This window comes from Roseateles sp. (assembly GCF_039595595.1).
Lineage (GTDB): Bacteria > Pseudomonadota > Gammaproteobacteria > Burkholderiales > Burkholderiaceae_C > Roseateles.
The window spans coordinates 249,837-268,978 of record NZ_JBCNLG010000005.1 but is presented as its reverse complement, the minus strand read 5'-3'; the positions used below and the strand labels follow the sequence as shown (position 1 = coordinate 268,978).

At 71.4% G+C, this 19,142-nt stretch carries 13 protein-coding genes; 6 read left to right on the top strand and 7 right to left on the bottom strand.

Going from position 1 to position 19,142, the window contains the following annotated elements; genetic code table 11:
* Window positions 1-24: 24 nt before the first annotated feature.
* On the bottom strand, window positions 25-2,190 hold the full coding sequence (locus ABDW61_RS09450) for a HAMP domain-containing sensor histidine kinase (RefSeq protein ID WP_343638199.1): 2,166 nt from the start codon (window positions 2,188-2,190) through the stop codon (window positions 25-27).
* Window positions 2,191-2,200: 10 nt separating this feature from the next.
* Window positions 2,201-2,911 (bottom strand): response regulator, encoded by a 711-nt coding sequence (locus tag ABDW61_RS09445; RefSeq protein ID WP_343638198.1) that lies wholly within the window; start codon window positions 2,909-2,911, stop codon window positions 2,201-2,203.
* A gap of 166 nt (window positions 2,912-3,077) precedes the next feature.
* On the opposite strand from ABDW61_RS09445, the gene ABDW61_RS09440 reads away from it, so the two are divergent.
* Complete coding sequence (locus ABDW61_RS09440) at window positions 3,078-4,388, top strand: SPFH domain-containing protein (RefSeq protein ID WP_343638197.1); 1,311 nt, start codon at window positions 3,078-3,080, stop codon at window positions 4,386-4,388.
* The gene (locus ABDW61_RS09435) at window positions 4,385-6,082 is read left to right on the top strand and encodes a hypothetical protein (RefSeq protein WP_343638196.1); all 1,698 of its coding nucleotides are present in this window, start codon (window positions 4,385-4,387) and stop codon (window positions 6,080-6,082) included. The genes ABDW61_RS09440 and ABDW61_RS09435 overlap by 4 nt, the downstream gene beginning before the upstream one ends.
* A 223-nt stretch (window positions 6,083-6,305) precedes the next feature.
* On the opposite strand, the gene ABDW61_RS09430 is transcribed toward ABDW61_RS09435, so the two are convergent.
* From ABDW61_RS09430 to pyrF, 3 genes are all read right to left on the bottom strand, one after another.
* Window positions 6,306-8,150, bottom strand: coding sequence for a HipA domain-containing protein (locus ABDW61_RS09430; RefSeq protein WP_343638195.1), 1,845 nt, complete (start codon window positions 8,148-8,150; stop codon window positions 6,306-6,308).
* Between the two features lie 129 nt (window positions 8,151-8,279).
* The gene (locus tag ABDW61_RS09425; protein WP_343638194.1) at window positions 8,280-11,531 is read right to left on the bottom strand and encodes a PAS domain S-box protein; all 3,252 of its coding nucleotides are present in this window, start codon (window positions 11,529-11,531) and stop codon (window positions 8,280-8,282) included.
* 210 nt (window positions 11,532-11,741) lie between these two features.
* Complete coding sequence (pyrF, locus tag ABDW61_RS09420; protein WP_343638193.1) at window positions 11,742-12,590, bottom strand: orotidine-5'-phosphate decarboxylase; 849 nt, start codon at window positions 12,588-12,590, stop codon at window positions 11,742-11,744.
* A 143-nt stretch (window positions 12,591-12,733) separates the two neighbouring features.
* Between pyrF and ABDW61_RS09415 the strand changes: the two genes are divergently transcribed.
* The 4 genes from ABDW61_RS09415 (at window position 12,734) to ABDW61_RS09400 (ending at window position 16,374) form a co-directional block, all read left to right on the top strand.
* Window positions 12,734-13,501, top strand: a complete 768-nt coding sequence (locus ABDW61_RS09415) for a GNAT family N-acetyltransferase (protein WP_343638192.1) — start codon at window positions 12,734-12,736, stop codon at window positions 13,499-13,501.
* 75 nt (window positions 13,502-13,576) lie between these two features.
* Window positions 13,577-14,284 carry a response regulator transcription factor gene (locus ABDW61_RS09410; RefSeq protein ID WP_343638191.1) on the top strand — a complete coding sequence of 236 codons (708 nt, stop codon included), beginning with the start codon at window positions 13,577-13,579 and terminating at the stop codon, window positions 14,282-14,284.
* Complete coding sequence (locus ABDW61_RS09405) at window positions 14,284-15,600, top strand: ATP-binding protein (RefSeq protein ID WP_343638190.1); 1,317 nt, start codon at window positions 14,284-14,286, stop codon at window positions 15,598-15,600. The genes ABDW61_RS09410 and ABDW61_RS09405 overlap by 1 nt, the downstream gene beginning before the upstream one ends.
* Before the next feature lie 198 nt (window positions 15,601-15,798).
* Window positions 15,799-16,374: a porin gene (locus ABDW61_RS09400; RefSeq protein WP_343638189.1), complete on the top strand. Its 576-nt coding sequence runs from the start codon at window positions 15,799-15,801 to the stop codon at window positions 16,372-16,374.
* Between the two features lie 156 nt (window positions 16,375-16,530).
* On the opposite strand, the gene ABDW61_RS09395 is transcribed toward ABDW61_RS09400, so the two are convergent.
* Both ABDW61_RS09395 and ABDW61_RS09390 read right to left on the bottom strand, forming a co-directional pair.
* Complete coding sequence (locus ABDW61_RS09395; RefSeq protein WP_343638188.1) at window positions 16,531-18,003, bottom strand: MFS transporter; 1,473 nt, start codon at window positions 18,001-18,003, stop codon at window positions 16,531-16,533.
* A gap of 11 nt (window positions 18,004-18,014) precedes the next feature.
* Window positions 18,015-19,118, bottom strand: a complete 1,104-nt coding sequence (locus ABDW61_RS09390; protein WP_343638187.1) for a porin — start codon at window positions 19,116-19,118, stop codon at window positions 18,015-18,017.
* Window positions 19,119-19,142 lie beyond the last annotated feature (24 nt).

Below are 19,142 nucleotides of genomic sequence, written 5' to 3'. Positions count from 1 at the left end.
GAAGCGAAAGGGGCGCGGCGCGCGTCAGGCCGCGGCGCGGCGCAGCGTCATCTCGAACACCACGCCTTCCGGCACGTTGAATGCCCGGATGCCGCCATCCATCTTCGCCAGATAGGTCTTGGCGACGAACAGCCCCTGTCCGCGGCGCTCGCCGGCCGCCTGCGGCGCGGTGTCGGACACACCGTACTCGAAGATCTTCTCCAGCATCGCCTCGTCGATCGCCGGCCCCTGGTTGCGGATGCGCAGCAGCAGCGTGCCGGGCTCGCCTGCCTCCAGCGTGAGGGCAATGGGCGTGCCGCGCGGCCGGTAGCGGTCGGCGTTGCGCAGCACGTGCGTGACGGCATCCTCCAGCGCATAGGCCTCGGCATGCACCGGCTGCGGGCCGGACAGCTCCGTCGCGAACGTCACGTCCTCGATGCCCGCGTAATGCGCATTGCCGGCCACCTCGCGGCAGAAGGCCGCCAGGTCCAGCACCTCCGGGTGGAGGTCGGCCGAGGCCAGCGCCTCGCTCGGCGGCGCGCTGCCGTAGAGCACCTTCACCGCCTGCTGCATCCGCTGCACGTAGCGGTGGCTGGGATCGTCCGGCGCGCCGTGCAGCAGCATCAGCGACTGCAGCGGCGACATGATCTCGTGGCCCACCGCGTGCCACATCTCGCGTTCGCGCTCGGCGCGCAGCTGCTCGCGGCGCAGCCCGTCCTTCACGCGGCTCAGCGCGTCGGCCAGGCTGCCGGCCAGGATGCCGAGCTCGTCCCGGCCGCGCAGGTCGGCCACGTCCAGCTCGCCGATGCGCTGGTCCGCCCGCGCGTCCTGCATGTTGTAGGAGACCGCCGCCGCGCGCCGGGTCAGCACCGCGATGCCGCGGATCAGCCCCAGCTCCACCATCAGCCAGGCCAGCGCCACCGCCGACAGCATCGCCGCCGCGAGCCAGGCCAGCGGCCGCGCCTCGAGCGCGAGCTGCCGGTCCAGGCTGCGCAGGTCGCCGCGCAGGTCGAGCCGGTAGCGCCCGCTCGGCGTCGCGACCTCGTCGGAGGCGGTCAGCCAGCGCACCTCGGCCGCATCGGTATCCGCGCCCACGCCCAGCACCTCGCCGCGCACCGGCAGCCGGCGCATCACGTGGATCAGCCACGGCAGCGCGCGCTCGGACAGCTCCGGCCCGCGCCGCTCGGCGATGGTCTGCGGCTGCCGGCCCTGGCGCTCGATGCGCAGCGTCTCGCCGGGCTGCAGCGAGGCGCCGATGCGGTCCAGCGACTGCGCCAGCGAGGCGCCCGGCCGGGCACTGTCGAACAGCACCGGTGGCGGTTCGCCATTCGCGGCGTTGGCCGGGCCGAGCAGTTCCACCCGCACCCGCGCCTGGTCGAGGTCGGCCGGCGGCCACACCGGCCGCGCGCGATGGCCGTCGCCATCGAACAGCGCCTCCTGGAAGGCCTCCACCGGCAGCCGGATCGAATAGAACGTGCGCCGTGCGCAGAACGGACCGCTGCTGCCTTCCGCGCAGGGACCCTCACGCCAGAGCCAGCCGCGGAACTCGCGCACCGGCCGGGCCTTGCCGGGCAACTGCGGCCCGGCGCCGATGAAGCCGGTCAGCCGCCCGCGCTGGGTGCCGTCGGCCGCGGCCGCGCCTTCGAACGGCGCGATCCAGGTTTGCGTCTGGCCGCGCAGCGTCAGCGTGACGCGGGCGCGATGCACGCCGGCCAGGTCCAGCGCGCCATGCTCGCGGCCGGTCAGCGGACCGCTCTCCAGGCTGCCGACCAGGTAGAGGAAACCGCCCGCATAGGCGCTGGCGCCGACGGCGGCGCACAGGCTCGCGCCATCGGGCCAGCGCAGACCGCAGCCGGCCATCTCCACGGCGCGCTGGGCCTTGTTCTGGTCGTCGAAGTCGATCGCCGAGAACGGCAGCAGCACCGGCGCCTGGCCGTCGCGGCCGCCGGCGCTCATCGTCGGATTGAGCAGCGCGAGCTGGCCGCTCGGATGGCGCAGCTGCAGCACGATCTCCGCCAGCGACTGCCGGAAGCCCTGCGCGTAGCGCTGGTAGGCGCGCTGCTTCTGGTCGATCAGCACCGTCAGCACCAGGCCGACCGTCGCCAGCGCCAGCAGCAGGAAGGCCAGGTGCACCACCGCGCGGCGCCGGAACGCCGCCGGGCCCAGGCGCGGCACGGCCAGCGCCGGCAGCTCGACCGGCCCGAGCTTCAAGGGGCCGCCTTCATCGCGGACCGTGCCACCTGAATCCCCGCATCGGCACGTTCTCGATCGCGTCGAAGGCCGGGTCGACCTCCTTGATCGCCTCGCGCAGCGTGGACACATGCTTGCGCACGTTGTCGCGGGTGCGGCCGCTCTTGACCACGTCGTAGAGCTCCTCGTACGACACCACCTCCGGTGCGCGCTGATGCAGCGTGGCGAGGATGCGCTGCGCCGTCAGCGGCAGGTTGATGCGCTGGCCCTTCCACAGCGGGCTGCGCTGCCAGAGCGGGTCCAGCTGCAGCGCGTGCGGCGCGGCGCCGGCCGGCTCGGCGCTGGCGCGGGCCCGCGCGGCGCGCAGGATGTCGAGGAAGGTGTCGATGAATTCGGCCTCGTCGAAGCTGGTCTTCTGCAGGTAGTCCCAGGCGTCGAGCGCCTTCATGATCCCGCGATAGATCGCCGCCGGCATCGCCGACACCACCAGCACCGGCGTGCCGGCGCCGAGCTTGTTGATCTCGTTGATCAGCGCGATGCCGGCGTTGCGTTCGCGGCCGAGCTCGATGTCGAGCACGACCATCTCGTAGCGCTCGCGGGCGAGCGCCGCCTCGGCGGCGTCGCGGTCGAACCATTGATCGACCTGCAGCTCGGGCCGCGCGGCGCGGATCCAGCCGGCCAGTTGCTCGCTGGTGGGGCGGTCGTCCTCGATGACGGCGACCTTGTTCCTGGGGATGACCATGGCGCCGGATTATGGACAGCCCCGGCCGGCCGCGCGCCGCCGGCCCGTGAAGGTTTCTTCCGGACCGTGAAGGGAGGCGCCACGCGCCCGCATTGAGGCTTCCGCGCCGTCTCCGGACCATGAGCGACATCCCAACAGCCCGTGAGCGGGCACCCCGGAGGACCTCATGAACGACCGCCTGCAATCGATCCGCAACGCCGCCGCACGGCTGAAGGCTCGGCTGCCCGGCTTCTCCCGCCGCCAGGACGGTGACGGCGGCAGTGATCTTGGCGACCTGGGCTCCGGCCACTCCGGCCAAGCGCTGAAGCGCGCCGGCGCCGGCCTGGTCCGCTGCCTGCCCTGGCTGGCCGGCCTCACGGCCGTCGCCGGCGCGGTGGCGCTGCTCGTGGCCCATCCACCGTTGCATGAAGTGCCGCGCGGCGCCGTGAGCCTGCGCACCAACCAGCTGACCGGCGGCGTGACCGAGGCGCGCTCGGGTTCGCTGCTGCGCATCCCCGGCCTGCACGATGTCCGCGACCTGCCGCTGCGCGACCGCAGCTATCACCCGACGCGCTTCGCCCGCGCCGATGGCGAGGCACCGCTGCAGTCGCTCGAAGGCCTGTCGCTGGGCCTGGACCTGACGGTGCGCTGGACCGTCGATCCGGCCCGGCTGGCGCAGCTCGCCGCCACGCTGCCCGACGACATCGAGGGCGACGTCATCGCCCCGGCGCTGCAGGGCATCGTCTATCGCCAGATCGCCACGCACACGGTGCGCGAGATCTTCTCGACCCAGCGCGGCCCGATCCAGGCGGCGCTCGAGGGTGAGCTGCGCCGCAAGCTGGCGCTGGACGGCATCGTGCTGCGCGGCCTGGAGATCGGCAACGTCGACCTGCCGCAGGAGTACCGCGCGGGGCTGGAGAACCTGCTGTCCGAGGGACTCGCGAGCGAGAAGATGCGCTACACGCTCGAGCTCAAGGAGAAGCAGGTCAAGCAGACCGAGCTCGAGGCCGCGGCGGAGAAGGTGCGCCGCGAGACGGCTGCCGAGGCCGCTGCGCGCGAGCAGGTCATCGCCGCCAAGGGCCAGGAAGAGGCGATGAAGCACGTGCTGCCCTTCAAGCAGCGCCAGGTGGAGCAGCGTCAGCTCGAAGCCGAGGCGGAGCGCGTCGCGCGGGTGCGCATGGCCGAGGGCAACGCGCAGGCGCGCGGCATCGAGGCCGACGGCGAGGCCAAGGCGCGCGAGAAACTGGCCGACGCCGAGGCCTATCGGCAGACGCGCATCGGCAAGGTTGCCGTCGACCAGATGGCCGCCGAGGGCGCGTTGCTGAGCCGCCATCCGCTGCTGATCCAGAAGGCGATGGCCGACAAGCTGTCCGACAAGGTGCAGGTGATCATCGCGCCGCCGCCGGCCGACGGCGGCTTCATCGGCAAGACGCTGCTGGGGGCGAAGACGGACGCCGCGCCGGCCACGTCCGCCGCCCAGGATCAGGCCGCGCAATGAAGGCTGGGATCAACGTCGTGATGAACGTCCTGATGAACGTCAAGGAACCCGTCAAGGAAATCGCCATGTGCCGCATGAAGCTCGTGATGGCTGCCGCCATCGCTGCCGTCGCCGTGCAACTGCTGTGTGTCCATGCCGCCGAGGCGGCCACCGACGACACCGCGCCCAAGCCGCCGATCAAGCGGGCCGGTGTCGCTGACGGCGCCGCGCCGGTGCGCACGGCGCTGGTGGTGCAGGACAACGTCGCGCTGCGCGCGGCGGCGAAGGAGGGCTCGCCCGCGCAGGCGCAGCTGTGGCGCGGCGAGGCGCTGGAGATCCGCGGCGAGCGCCCGGATCACTTCCAGGTCTACGACTACCGCCGCGAGCGCGGCGGCTTCGTGCGCAAGGCCGCGCTGCTGCCGCTGGCCGGCCCGGCCGCGCAGCCGCAGGCGCTGCTGGCCGCGCTGCGCGTCGTGCGTCAGCAGCCGGGCGCGGAGTCGCTCGGGCTGGGCCTGGCCGCCGCCTACGTGCAGGCGGCGAGCGCGGAGCAGATCAACGGCGCGGACGGCGCCGAGGCGCTCGACGCGATGGGCACGCTGGCCGAGCGGCTGGCCGATCGCGCCTCGCGCGTGCAGCCGAAGGCGGATGGCTCGACGACGGCGGCGGAGACGCAGGTGGCCGCGCAGCTCGACGTGGCGGCGCGCTATGGCCTGCGTTTCCGCTCGCTGGAGCGCGAGGCCGGCGCGATGCAGCTCTGCTACGACGGCGAGGCGTTCCGGCGCGTGCTGGCGATGCCGGCCTCGACGCCCGAGCAGAAGGCGCGCGCGGCGCTCGCGCTGACGCGTGTCGACTGCCTCGATCCGGCCGCAACGCCGGCGCGGCGCGAGCAGATGGACCAGTGGCGCGCGGACGTGCTGGACAAAGTCGACCTGCGCGATCCGGCGCTCGCGACGCACTGGCGCAATCGCGTGCTGATGCGCCAGTCGGGCGTGTGGAGCAGCCTGGCCTTCATCCGCGCGCGGCGTGCCGGCGCTGGCGAAGGCGAAACAACTGTGAGCCTTCAGGTTGATGCGTCGTCGGCGGCCTCGCGTCGCGCGCTGGAGGCGTTCGCGCGCATCGTGCCGGCCGAGCTGTCGGAGGACGACCAGCGCGACTACAACGACGCGGCGATGCGCGGCAACGCGATGCGCTGGGCGGCGCTGCCCACAGGGCCGTCGACGCAGACGCTGGCCGGTGTGACGTTGACGGTGCTCCCGGGCCAGCCGGGCGAGACCTGCCTGACGCTGGCCACGAATGGCGCGAAGGAGGGCAGTCCGGCGCTGCTGCGTCACTGCGCCTGGGGGCTGGTGATGACGGCCTCGGCGCGGATCAACCGGGAGGGCAATGCGATCGCGATCGCCTCGGTGCCGGCCGATGGCTGGCGCGAGCTCTGGCTGCTGCGCCGCACCGCGCAGGGCTGGCGGATGACGGTGCTGCCGCCGGTGGCAGCGCAGCCGGGCCTGGGCTACGCGGAGTTCGCCGGCTGGGTGCCGGGCGGCAAGGAGTTCCTGGTCGCGCGCGAATCCCGCGCCGAAGGCCGCTACAAGCGCAGCTACGAGCAGGTCGATCTCGACACGCTGGAGACGAGGCGCCAGGCCGGCGATGTCGCGATGCTGGGCGCGTTCCAGCGCTGGCAGGCGGCGGATTGGAAGGGGGCGACGCTCAGTCTGCGGTGATGGCGATGGGAGGGCCCGCGATGCGCGCTGCGTCAGGTGGCGCTTGCGGTTGCTCTGCTAGCATGCGCCCCATGCCAGTGACCAGGAGTATCTCCGGTCGTGATGCTGGCCTCTACGGCGTCTGATCTACCGAAAGGATTGTGTGGCGCTTCTCTGTGAAGAGGAGCACCACACAAGAGTAGAAAGCCCAGGCGTCATCGTGCGCCAAGCGCCGCCAAATCTTTCAATCGAAATCCCGCACCCGCTCCCGCGCGATCTGGAGCACCCGCTCCGTCAGCGCGCAAGCCGCGGCGCCAGCCTGGACGGCCGCAGGCAGGGCGAACCGGGCCAGCGCCGCCGTCATCGACGCCAGCATCTCGTCGATGGCGGCGTTCGCGTCGCCCGCTCGCAGATCGGCGATCGCGGCCAGCGCCAGGAAGTCGGCTCGGCGCAGCCGCTGGCTCTTGCCGTTCACCTTCAGCGCCATGGCGTCGTGCTGGAGCCCGGGGAAGGCGCGAGTCGTCAACGTGTCGTAGACCGGCGCGATCCGCACGTGGCGGAACGCGGCAGCGCCCTCCTCGGCGGTCTTGAGCAACGCCATGTTCTTGAGGTGCATGTCGCCGTCACCGATCAGCCAGGCGAAGAGCGCCCGGCACAGCAGCGTCGTCACGTCCTCGCCGGGCGACGTCGACAGCGCGCGCACCGCACGCGCCACCCGCTCCATCGTGCCGGTGTACTTGTCCCGGGGGTCGAGCGCGAGCACCGAGCACAAGTCCTCCATCGCCAGGAGACGGGTGTCGTCCAGCCGTAGGCGGATGTCGAAGCGCTCCACGATCAGCGCGACCGGCAGGCCGTCCGGCATCTCGGCCAGCGCGTGATCGGGGACTTCGAAGCCCACCGCGCGGGCCAGCGTCAGCCCGATCCATTCCGCCACCGGGAGCCCTTCGAAACCCGCGGCACCCGCCGGCTTGAGGATGTGGGTGAAGGGCAGATGCGTGGCGATCAGCAGCGTGCCGTCCGCCGTCAGGTGCATTGGCGCCTTGATCTGCACGCCCGACAGCCGCGGCGTCTGCTGATTCGCGAAGAGTTGTGCCAGGCGGTGGGTGAAATCGGCATCCAACGCGTCACGGCGCGGCCCGGCGTAGTGGCCGCTGAACATGCCATCCCGCGTGAAGCCGGCCAGCCGTGTCGTCAGCGTGTCCTGCGGCAAGGCGGCCAGTTCCGCGCTCCGCTCCGAAATCGTGATGTTGGACATGTAGCGCTTGCCGCGTCGCAGCACGTCGCGATCACTCGCCTCGCGCAGGACGGATTCGAGCCAGCCTTCCGGCAGCAGCGACACGATGAAGGGCGGCAGCCGTCCCGGCGTGGTCTGGCGGATCAGCGGCGGCAGCACCGGACCGGCGCTGTTGGCATTCCAGCGCCATTCGGTGCCGTCATGAGCCAGGTCTCCCAGCGGCAGGCCATGCCAGGCGACGGTCAGATCGAATGCGGCCTCATTGCGCAACTGGCCACCCGGCTGCTGCTGCTTCAGGAAACGCTCGGCACCTTCGCCCTCGCGATACCACTCGTTGTCTCGCGCCAGCGCCCACAGCGCGTCGGCGGCGCGTTGCGCGTCGCCATACTCCTGCACGAGCCGCGCGGCCAGCGCCTCGCGCATGGCCAGGTCCATCGACTGGGCGTGCTCGCTGCGCAGGCGAAAGGCCTCGAGGAAGCGCTGGCGCAGGGACGACACCGGGACCGGCAGTTCGCCCCGCCCATCGGCGATCACGGCGTCGATCGTGGAAGGGCGCGCCGGGGCGCGGTTCTGGACGATCTCCAAGCCGCGCAGCCGCGTTCGCTGGCTGCGCTGCCCCGAGATGTAGAGCCGGCCATCCCGGGTCGGCGCAAGCAGCACGGCGCTCGCGGCAGAAAGAAACGCCCGGGGATAGAGGTAGCGGGCGATGCGCACCGCATGCCGCATGACGAGATCGTCCGCGTCATCGCCGGCGTCCACGTAGATGCCGCGCATCAGCTGGACCAGCTCCCCCGCTTCCGCCATCCGATGGCCGCGGGTGGCATCCAGGTTGTCTCCGACGAGGTGCAGGGTCATGTAATTTTCTCGCACTTGAAGTACGCGAAAATTACCAGAGACATGCGGACGACTCAACGAGGGCCACGATTTACCGCAGATTCTGTAATTTTCCCGCACTTGAAGTGCGAGAAAATTACATCGCGACCCTCAATCCGCCGTCAGCCTCACCAGCACCTGCCGCAGCCGCTGCGCGTCGATGGGCTTGGTGAGGAACTCGTTCATCCCGGCGCCGAGGGCCTCGTCGCGCTCCTGCACCAGCGCCGCCGCGGTCAGCGCGACGATGGGCAGTTGCGCGGGATCGTAGCGCTGACGCAGTTGGCGCGTGGCCTCGTGGCCGCTCATGACCGGCATCTGCACGTCCATCAGCACCGCGTCGAACGGCTTGCCCATGCTGGCCGCCGCCGTCACCGCCTCCACCGCCTGGCTGCCGTCGCTGGCCTGCGAGACCTCCGCGCCCCACTGCTCCAGCATCGCCACCGCGATCATCATGTTCACCGGGTTGTCCTCGACCATCAGGATCCGCCGCCCCGCCAGCTCCGCGTCCTGCGCCGGCGCGCGGCGCTGCGTGCTCATCGGCGCCGGCGCCGCCGGCAGCGGCAGTTCGGCCCAGAAGGTCGCGCCCGCGCCCGGCTGGCTGTCCACGCCCACCGAGCCGCCCATCAGTCCCGCCAGCTCGCGGCAGATCGACAGGCCCAGGCCCGTGCCGCCGTAGCGGCGCGTCGTCGACTCGTCGGCCTGCGTGAAGGGCTGGAACAGCCGCTCATGCATCGCCTCGGCGATGCCCGGCCCGGTGTCGCTGACCTCGATGCGCAGCCGCCGGTCATCCAGCTGGCGCACCCGCACCGCGACGCTGCCCTGCTCGGTGAACTTCAGCGCATTGCTCAGGTAGTTGCTCAGGATCTGACGCGTGCGCACCGGATCGCCCACCACCCACGCCGGCACCGCGTCCTCGACGTCGATGCTGAAACCCAGCCCCCGCGCCTGCGCCAGCGTCAGGTAGCCCATGCGCATCGTCGCCAGCATGTCCCGCAGCGCGAAGGGCACCGTCTCCAGGGTCAGCCGGCCCGCCTCGATCTTGGACAGGTCCAGGATGTCCGACATCAGGCCGGACAGGCTCTCCGCGCTGTCCACCATCTGGTCGAGGTAGTGGCTGCGCGTGTCGCCGTTCAGGTCCGGCTGCTGCAGCAGCCGCGCCAGCCCGACCAGGCCGTTCAGCGGCGTGCGGATCTCGTGGCTGATGTTGGCCAGGAAGGCGCTCTTGGCCCGGTTGGCCGCCTGCGCCTCGTCCTTGGCCTGCGCCAGCGCGGCCTCGACGCGCCGGCGCTCGGTCACGTCCTCCAGGATCCAGATCGTGCCGCCACGGCTCGGATGGTTCGGGTCCACGGCCCGCGCCAGCAGACGGCAAAGGAAACGGCTGCCATCGCGCCGGCGCATCAGGCGCTCGGCCTCGACCTGCTCGCCCGCCGCCAGCCGCGGGCCCAGCTCGCGGCCGATCGCGTCGTACTCCTCCGCGCCCGGCCACACCACGCTGCCCGGCTGCCCGATCAGCCCGCCCGCGGGCCAGCCGAACATCTCCTCCACCAGCCGGTTGGCCTGCACGAAGCGCTGATCGCGCGTCAGCGCGATGCCGATCGACGCGTTCTCCAGGATCGCGGCGTGGACCAGCCGCGTGCGCTCGGTGTCGCTGACGTCGCGCCCGTTGACCACCAGGTAGGACACGCCATCCATCACGAAGGGCGCCGCCGACAGCAGCATCGGGATCGCCTGGCCGCGCCGGTTCACGAAGGTGGCCGACATCTCGCTGACGCGGCCCTGCTGGCGCAGCGCCTCGAGCAGCCGCTCGCGGTCGCCCGGGTCCTGCCAGATGCCGACCTCCTCGGCGGTGCGGCCCAGCACCTCGTCGGCGCTGTAGCCGCTCATCGACTCGTAGGTCTTGTTGACCATCACGTAGCGGCCGCTGACGGTCTCGGTCAGCGTGACCACGTCCGGGCTGGTCGCGAACAGGTGCGACAGCAACGCCTCCGAGCGCCGCAGCGCCTCCTGCGCGCGCGAGGTCTCGGTCTGGTCGATGAAGAAGGACAGCGTCGCCGGTCCGGTGGCCGCGTCCACGCGCACGCTGGTGGCCTGCACCTGCCGGCGGCGCCGCGACAGCGTGCGCAGGCGGAATTCCGTCATCGGCAGCATCGCGCCGACCGGCAGCGCCTCGATCTTGGCGGCGCGCTGGCGGGCGCGCTCCTCGTCGCCAGGCTCGTAATGCGAGAACAGGTCCTGGCCGATCATCGACGAGCGCTGCGTGTAGCCGAACATCGCCATCGCCGCCGGGTTGGCATCCATCACCCGGCCCCAGCGGTGCAGCACCAGCGGCGACGGCGAGCGCCGGAACAGCTCGCGGTAACGGGTCTCGGTGGCCACCATGGCCTGCTCGGTCTGGACCTCGTCGGTGACGTCGCGGCCCACGCCCCAATAGCCGCGGAAGTTTCCCTTGGCGTCGAAGCGCGGCTCGCCGCTGACCGAGACGTAGCGCAGCGTGCCGTCCTCGGCCGTGCGGCGCATCACCAGGCCGCGGAAGGGTCGGTGCGATTCGAGATCGGCGCGGTGGGCGTCGAGCTCCTCGTCGCTCAGGCCCAGGTGCTCGATCTCCCAGGGCGCGCGGCCCAGCCGCTCGCCCAGCGACAGGCCGGACGCGCCGGCGTTGTGCTCGGCCAGGTGGGTGAAGCGGAACTGGCGATCCATCTCCCAGTACCAGTCGGCCGCCATGTTGAGCAGGTGACGGAAGCGGGCGTGGCGCTCGTTGACCTCCTGCATCGCGCGCCGGATCAGCTTGGCGGTCCCCAGGCCCACGACCAGTCCGGCCACGAGCAGCAGCAGCTGCGTCAGCAGCCGCGCGGTGAGGCCGATGGGCTCCGCGCCGGCCTGGATCCAGCCGCCGAGTTCCGCCGACGCCAGTCCGCCCAGCACCGCCAGGCCCAGTCCGAACAGCGCCAGCCCGGCGCCCAGGCCGATCATCCCGGTGCCGAGCGCGACCATCAGGCCCATGATCCCGAGGCTCGCCGCGTTCAGCCCCAGTTGGCGCGAGACCGCCAGCGACAGCGCGGTGGCCATCGCCAGGCCCATCAGGATCACGGTGGCGGAGGGGCCGCGATGGGCGGGGAGCTTCCACAGCATCGCCAGGCTGGCGAAGGTGGTGAGCAGCGCCAGCACCGGCGGCACCAGGCCGCCCAGGGGCTCCGCCGCGTGGGCGCTGGCCAGCAGCAGCAGGCCGGCCAGCCCGGACAGCAGCACGCACGCGGCCATGAACAGCCGCGCGGCGCGCCATTGCAGCGTCGCGGGCAGGCTGTCGCCGCGCGACATTTCCTGCCCCACCAGACTGCTCAGATCGTCCTGGGAATCCTTGCTCACTCGACCCCGCCCCAACTCGTTGTTCGAGGACCCGCGAATCCGGGCCGCGTCAGCCGGCTTCGGCGCGCGGCGGCCCGGAGTGCAACGTCCGGTAACGGAGTCTCGGCGAGCAGGGGTGGTTCTGAAGAGTCGAGGAATCCCGAAACGCGCGCCTGCCGGTGCGCGTTCGGGGTTTCTGCCAATTAATTGGCGGCGCCGGGGGAACCGCTCTCAGGCGGCGGTGGACGGGCGCAGCGCCTCGCGTGTCGCCAGCGCCACACGGCGCGCGGCGGCGGCGAAATCCTCGCCAGCGGACGCGTACAGCACGGCGCGCGAGGAGTTCACGATCACCGTGCCACCGGTCGTGTCCGCGCTCGCGCCGCGGCGCCAGCCGGCCGCGACGGTGGCCGCCGCATCGCCGCCCTGGGCACCGACGCCCGGGATCAGCAGCGGCAGCGTCGGGGCGAGCTCGCGCACGCGCTCGATCTCCTTCGGGTAGGTCGCGCCGACCACCAGGCCGAGCTGACCGTTCGTGTTCCATTCGCCCTGCGCGATCGCGGCCAGGTGTTCGAACAGCCGGGGCTGACCCGGCACGTCGGCCAGGCGCTGCATCTGCCAGTCGTCGCCGCCCGGGTTGGAGGTGCGGCACAGCAGGAAGGCGCCGCGATCGGGGTAGCGCAGGTAGGGCTCGACGCTGTCGCGGCCCATGAACGGCGACAGCGTCACCGCGTCGGCCTGGTAGCGCTCGAAGGCCTCGCGGGCGTACTGCTCGGCGGTGGCGCCGATGTCGCCGCGCTTGGCGTCCAGGATCACCGGCACGTGCGGCGCGTTGCGCTTGATGTGGGCCATCAGCTGCTCGAGCTGGTCCTCGGCGCGGTGCGCGGCGAAGTAGGCGATCTGCGGCTTGAACGCGCTGACCAGGTCCTTGGTCGCGTCGACGATGGCGGCGCAGAAGTCGTAGATCCGGCCGGCGTCGCCCTTCCAGTGGGCGGGAAACTTGGCGGGATCGGGATCCAGGCCGACGCACAGCAGGGAGTCGTTCAGGCGCTCGGCGGCCTGCAGCTTCTGCATGAATTTCATGAGGTGTCCGGGAGAAAGTCGTTCGGGCGGCCGGGCGCGGCGGCGGGCGCCGGGGCCGGCGGGGTGCGGTATTGTCCCGCTTTTGCCGCCGGGCCTTCGCCGGGCCGGAGGGCATGGACGCTCACGAACGCTGGGAGGCGTGGATGGAAGTGTTGAGAACGGCGCGCCTGCGCCTGCGGTGGTTCCGGCAGTCGGACGCGGCCTTCGTGCTGGGGCTGCTCAACGAGCCGGCGTGGATCGAGCACATCTACGACGCGCAGGTCCGCACCGAGGAACAGGCCGCGGCCTGGATCCGCGAGCGCCTGGAAGCGCGCTACTGGCTGCTGGGCTTCGGCTTCTGGGCCGTGGAGCGGCTGGAGGACGGCGAACTGGTCGGCCTGGCCGGCGTGATCCAGCGCGAGGGCCTGCCGCATCCGGACATCGGCTACGGCTTTCCGGCGCGCTACTGGGGCCATGGCTATGCGCGGGAGGCGGCGTCGGGCACCTTCGACTACTGCCGCCAGGTGCTGGGCATGCGCCACTTGATGGGCACGACCTCGCCGGAGAACCATGCCTCCGGACGCGTGCTGCTGGCGATCGGCATGACCGACGAAGGCGAGCAGCAGACCGAGGCGCACGAAGGCCTGTCGCGCGTCTACACCTGGCACGACCCGGTCGAGCGCGGTGATGCCGAGGAGATCGCCGCGCTGCGCCTGCGCTGGCGCGCGGCGCTGCAGGGGCCGGCGCGGGCCGCGCTGATGGCCTGCGTGACGCCGCAGACGCTGGATCGCGTGATGGCCAGCCGCACCGATCTGTCGCCGCAGGCGCTGGACCATCTGGCACAGCGCTGGGCGCCGCTGGCGGACGATCCGGCGCTGCGCGCGGTGCGCACGCCCGTGGGTTGGCGGCTCGATGTGCCGGCGGACCGCTGAGCCGCTGCCTCGCCCGCGCGGGCCCTTAAGCGTGGCTGAAGGCAGGCGCGGATGGGCTCGCCTATGCTCGCGGCCATGGAAATCTCTGCTCCGCCCGCGGCCCGCATCCTGCTGATCGAGGATGACGAGCGCCTGGCGCAACTGGTGGCCGACGCGCTGCGCAAGGCCAACTACGCGGTGACCGTCTGCGGCGACGGCCTGGCTGGCGAGGCGCTGATGCGCCAGGAGCCCTTCGAGCTGGTGCTGCTGGACGGCCACCTGCCGGGCAAGGACGGCTTCGACGTGCTGCGCGACACGCGCCGCGATTTCCCCGGCCGCATCGTGATGCTGACCGCGCGCGACGACGACATCGACCAGGTGCTTGGCCTGGAAGGCGGCGCGGACGACTACATCGCCAAGCCGGTGGCGCCGCGGGTCCTGCTGGCGCGGCTGAAGGCGCTGCTGCGGCGTGACGCGCTGCCGGCGCTGCATCCGGCCGGCGAGGCGCTGCACTTCGGCCCGCTGACGCTGCTGCCGCAGTCGCGCGAACTGCGCCTGCATGGCGAGCCGGTCCCGCTGACCACGGCCGAGTACGAGCTGCTGAACTTCCTGGCCCAGCGCGCCGGGCAGGTGGTCAGCCGCGACGACATCATGCAAGGGCTGCGCGGGCTGGAGTTCGACGGCCTGGATCGCGCGATCGACGCGCGCATCTCGCGGCTGCGCAAGAAGATCGGCGACGACGCGCAGGCGCCGGCGCGGATCAAGACGGTGCGCGGGCAGGGCTACCTCTTCGCGATCGACTGATGGCCGAGATGACGCTGCGCGCCTCGCTGCTGCGGATGGCGCTCGGGCTGGGGCTGGCGGTGCTGGCGCTGATCCTGGCGGTCGAGGGGCTGGTGCTGATCGGCGCCTCCGAGGTCACGAACGACTACGTGCGCAACTTCATGCGCGGCACGGTGGATCTGCTGGTGCGCGATCTCTCGCCGCTGGATCCGCCGGCGCGCCAGGAGCGGGTGCGGCAGCTCGACGCGCAGTTCGACTATCCGGTGCGGCTGATCCGCACCGACCTGGCCCACCTGAGCGCGGAGCAGCGCCGCCGGCTCGGACGCGGCGAGGTGCTGGTCACTGGCTTCAACCGCCGCATCTACGCGGCCCTGCCGGGCGAGCCCGATCAACTGCTGCTGCTGGGGCCGCTCGATTCCAAGCGCGCGGGCGAGCTGCCGAAGGAGCTCGCCGCACAACTGGGCGTGGCGCTGGTGATCGCGCTGGCGGTGGCGGTGATCGCGTGGTGGCAGTTGCGGCCGCTGTGGCGCGACCTGCGCGGGCTGCAGCGCGCGGCCGAGCGGCTCAGCGCCGGCCGGCTCGACACCGAGTTGCCGCCGCTCAAGAGCCGGCTCTTCGCGCCCGTGGCGGCGGCGACGCGCGCGATGCTGGAGCGGCTCGCGGCCGCGATGGCGACGCAGCGCGAGCTGACGGGCGCGGTCTCGCATGAGCTGCGCACGCCGCTGGCGCGGCTGCGTTTCGCGGTGGACGCGCTGGTCGACGAGGACGATCGCGACGCGCGCGAGCAGGCGGTGATGGCCTGCGAGCGCGACATCGCCGAGCTGGACAGCCTGATCGATGCCAGCCTGATGCTGGCGCGGCTGGACATGGGGGCGCTGCAGCCGCATCTGGTCGATGGCGACCTGGGCGACATGCTGACGCGGGAGGCGGCGTCGCTGGCGCCGCTGCTCGACGGCAAGGCGCTGGACACCGACCTGCGGCTGCCGCAGGCCTTGCCCTTCGACGAGCGGCTGCTGCCCTATGCGATCCGCAACGGGCTGCGCAACGCGGCGCGCTACGCGAAGGGACGCATCCTGCTGACGGCCTGGGTCGAGGCGGGGCAGTTGTGGCTCGCCATCGACGATGACGGCGAGGGCGTGCCGCCGGCGCTGCGCGAGGCGGCCTTCGAGCCCTTCAAGCGGCTGGAGCGCAAGGGGCGCGGGACGCGCGGCTTCGGGCTGGGGCTGGCGATCGTGCGGCACGTCGCGCACGCGCACGGCGGCAATGCGCGCCTGGGCGAGGCGCCGCGGCTGGGCGGCGCTCGCCTGCTGCTGCACTGGCCGGCCGGCACCGCCTGACGGACCGCGGCGCGGGCGCGCATCGCCCGCGTGAAGCTTCGTCAAGGCGGCGGGCGCGGGTTGTCATAGACCGTCACAGAAGGGCCCCACTCGGTCCACAGACGGCGCGGCGGCGGATTCCCAGAATGAGCCCATGTCGAACGAGCCTGGGCTGGACCCCAGGGGCGACATCGATCAACCGCTCTGAAGGAGTTCCGAATGAACCGCGACAACAACAACATCCGCCCCTCGACCCACGGCAAGAAGGCCGGCCTGCTGGCCGCCGCCGCGATGGCGCTGACCCTGGGCGCGGGCGTGGCGCACGCCGACCCGGTGACCCCGTACTACATCGGTGGCGACGTGGGCAAGACCACGCAGCGCGTCGATGGCAACGCGCAGAAGCGCACGAGCGACAGCTACAGCATCTTCGGCGGCTACAAGTTCAATGAGAACTTCGCGGTCGAGGCGGCCTACACGGACCTGGGCAAGGTCGACTTCGGCGGCGTGAGCGCGAAGAACAAGGTGTACTCGCTGGACGGCATCGCGCGCGCGCCGCTGGGCGCGGGCTTCGGCGTCTACGGCAAGGTCGGCGTGGCGTACGCGCAGCGCGACTTCAACAACGGCCTGGGCGACAAGGACAAGACCGGCCTGAAGCTGGGCGTGGGCGTGGACTACGCGCTGACGAAGAATGTCTCGCTGCGCGCCGAGGCGACCCGCTTCAACAACATGCCGCAAGCCAATGGCTTCGACAAGAAGGATGACCGTCTGAGTCTGGGCGTGGCCTACCAGTTCTGACCGGCCGATCACGGTTGACCGATGCCGGTTCCCCCCGGCATCGGCGCCTTCCGGGCTGCTCCTGAGCGACACCCGAAACCCCCGATTCCCGGAAGGTGCAAGGGCAGTGCAGAAATGCGCTGCCCTTTTTTCCACGGGTATACGCGGCGCCGCCGCTCAGGGCGAAATTTCCTCGAGCGCCTTGTCGGTCGTCTCAACCATCTTTCTCGCGGCGAAGAGGCCCACCACAGTCGCGCAGGCAAACATCAGGAAGACGCTGGCCACGCCCTGGGCCGTGAGCATCATTCCCACCATCGCGGGTGCCGCCGCGGAGGCGGCTCGCAACCAGGAGGTCGCCAGCCCCGTGCCGATGGCCCGCATGCGCGTCGGATAGATCTCCGGCGTGTAGAGGTAGAGCAGCACGGTGGTCGTCCCCATCACCGCGTAAGCGGTGGAAGCGAAGATGGCCACGGCCCAGACGCTCTGCGCCCCCGTTGCGACCAGCGCCAGGAGCAGCGCGCCCGCGGCGATGAAGCTCCCGGTGGCCCAGCGGCGACGCCCCACCTTGTCGACCAGCATGGCGCAGGCGAAGACGGCGCACACGCTCAGGACGTTCGTGACCGAGGCCAGTCGCAGCGCGTCCTGCAGCGGCAGGTGATACACGGTCTTGTAGAGCGTGGGCAGCCAGTTGTTGATGCCGTTGGCGACGAAGTAGGAGGAGGCCCAAAGCACCCACACGATGAGCGTGCGCGGGCGATACAGCGGCGAGAAGAGCTCCTTCCAGCCGGCTTTCCGGGTGGACTTCAAGCCCGCCGCGAGGCTGCGTTCGCGCGCCTGGACCCGGTCCTGCTCGCGATGCACGTCCATCTGCCGGCGCGGCGTGGCCGCCTCCAGCGAAGCGATGACGCGGTCGGCGTCCTCCCAGCGTCCCTTTGAGGCCAGCCAGCGCGGCGACTCGGGCAGGCGGGTCATGAACATCAGGACCACCAGGCCGGGGATGCCGCCCACCAGGAACAGGCACTCCCAACCGTAGCGCGGCACCACGAACGCACCGACTTGCGCTGCGGCCATGAGACCCAGCGGGAAGATGAGCTCATACAGGACGAAGAAGCGTCCGCGGCCTTTGGACTGCGACATCTCGTTGATGTACGCCGCCGCGACGGGGACCTCTCCGCCCACGCCGATGCCCTGCAGGAAGCGCAGCAGGAACAGCATCTGCACGCTGCCGGCGAAAGCGCAGGCAACGCTCATGACGGACATCACCGCGACCGCGGTGGAGACAGCCGGAACGCGCCCCCACTTCTCGCCGAGCCAACCGAACAGCAGGGCGCCAATCACCTGGCCGATGTAGCCCGCCGCGATGAGCATGCCGGCCTGACCGGGGCTGAGATGCCAGAGGCCGACCAGCACCGGCAGCACGAAAGCGAGGCTGAGCGCATCGAAGGCATCCAGGAACGTGGCCGTCCCCATGACGACGCGAGTCTTTGTATGCCACCGGCAGAACGGCACGTTCTCGATGCGGAACAACAGCTTCGCCGCCTTGAGCGCCGCGGGGGGCGGCAGCTCGTCCGGCGCCGCCGGGGACGGCGCTTGCGCTGCCTCGCTCGTGGACCTCGCCCTGGCGGCGCGTGGGTTGATCGCTTCTTGCATGGGAACCAACCTCAGAAGTTATGTCGGATACCGCTTTCGAAGGCCGTCGAAGTCTGGCCCCGGAAATCGTTGGCCGCGGTGGCAACGCCACTCACCGCCGGACCGCCCGTGACGGAGAACGAGGCGCCGCCCGTGTTGGCGATGCGCGAGGCATGCGCGTACACCGCGGTGCGCTTGGACAGATGGTGCACGTAGCCGGCACCGATCAGCGTCGCATCGTTGGCGCTCTGGGCCGCTGTCGCACCCTTCTGGTCTGCTCGGACGACGGTGAACTTCAGTTCGCCGGCACCGACGGGCACCCCGGCAGCCAGGAGCGTGTTGGTGGTCTTGTCCGCGCCGTAGCGCCACTGCCGCTGTCCCACGCTCAGCTTCACGACCTTGAAGTCGTAGGAGGCGCCCCACACGCGGTCGGTGAAGTTGCGGCCGGCGTTGGCATTGCGCGTCGTGACCTGCGCGACACCGACCATCAGCCGCTCCCCCCGCCAGGCCAGGCGGCCACCGCCGGTCTTGGCCGAGCCCGCCCCGGCGGAGCCGCCTTCTCCCGCGCTCACCAGCAGCGAGCCGAATACACCGCCCAGCCCGGCCGGCAGGAAGTACTGGGCAGTGTTGGCGATGCGCAGCGTCGGGTTGAGCTGGTTGGCATCGCTGCTCACGCCGAAGGCCTGGCCGAGCGCCCGCGACGCGAAGACGGAGCGGAAGCTGTTCGCACCGGCGATGCCCAGCGTGATGAAGGGGTCCAGGTCGGACCACAGGATGTGGGTCGGCGCCCAGTCACGGCCGAGACGAATCTCGCCGAAGCGGTCATGCGCCAGGCTGACGGTCGCTCGGCGGTCCCAGAACGGCGTGTTCACCGCACCGGTGTCTCCGAGGAGGGTGCTGTCGAGATAGACGCCGGCGTTCAGGCCATCGCCGAGCGCTTCCCGTACCTGGACGACGAGCTTGCTGGTGCTGTTGGCGCCGCTCACCTCGGAGTCGATGCTGCCCAGCCGGCCATTCTTGACATGGCGGACGCCGACGTCGACCGTGCCGGACAGCGCGACCGAAGTCTGCGCCTGGCATTGCCCGCCGACCATCCCTGCCACGGCCGCGAGCGCGGCGGCGGAGAAACGGAACATGTCTTGTCTCCTATGCCGGCGTTC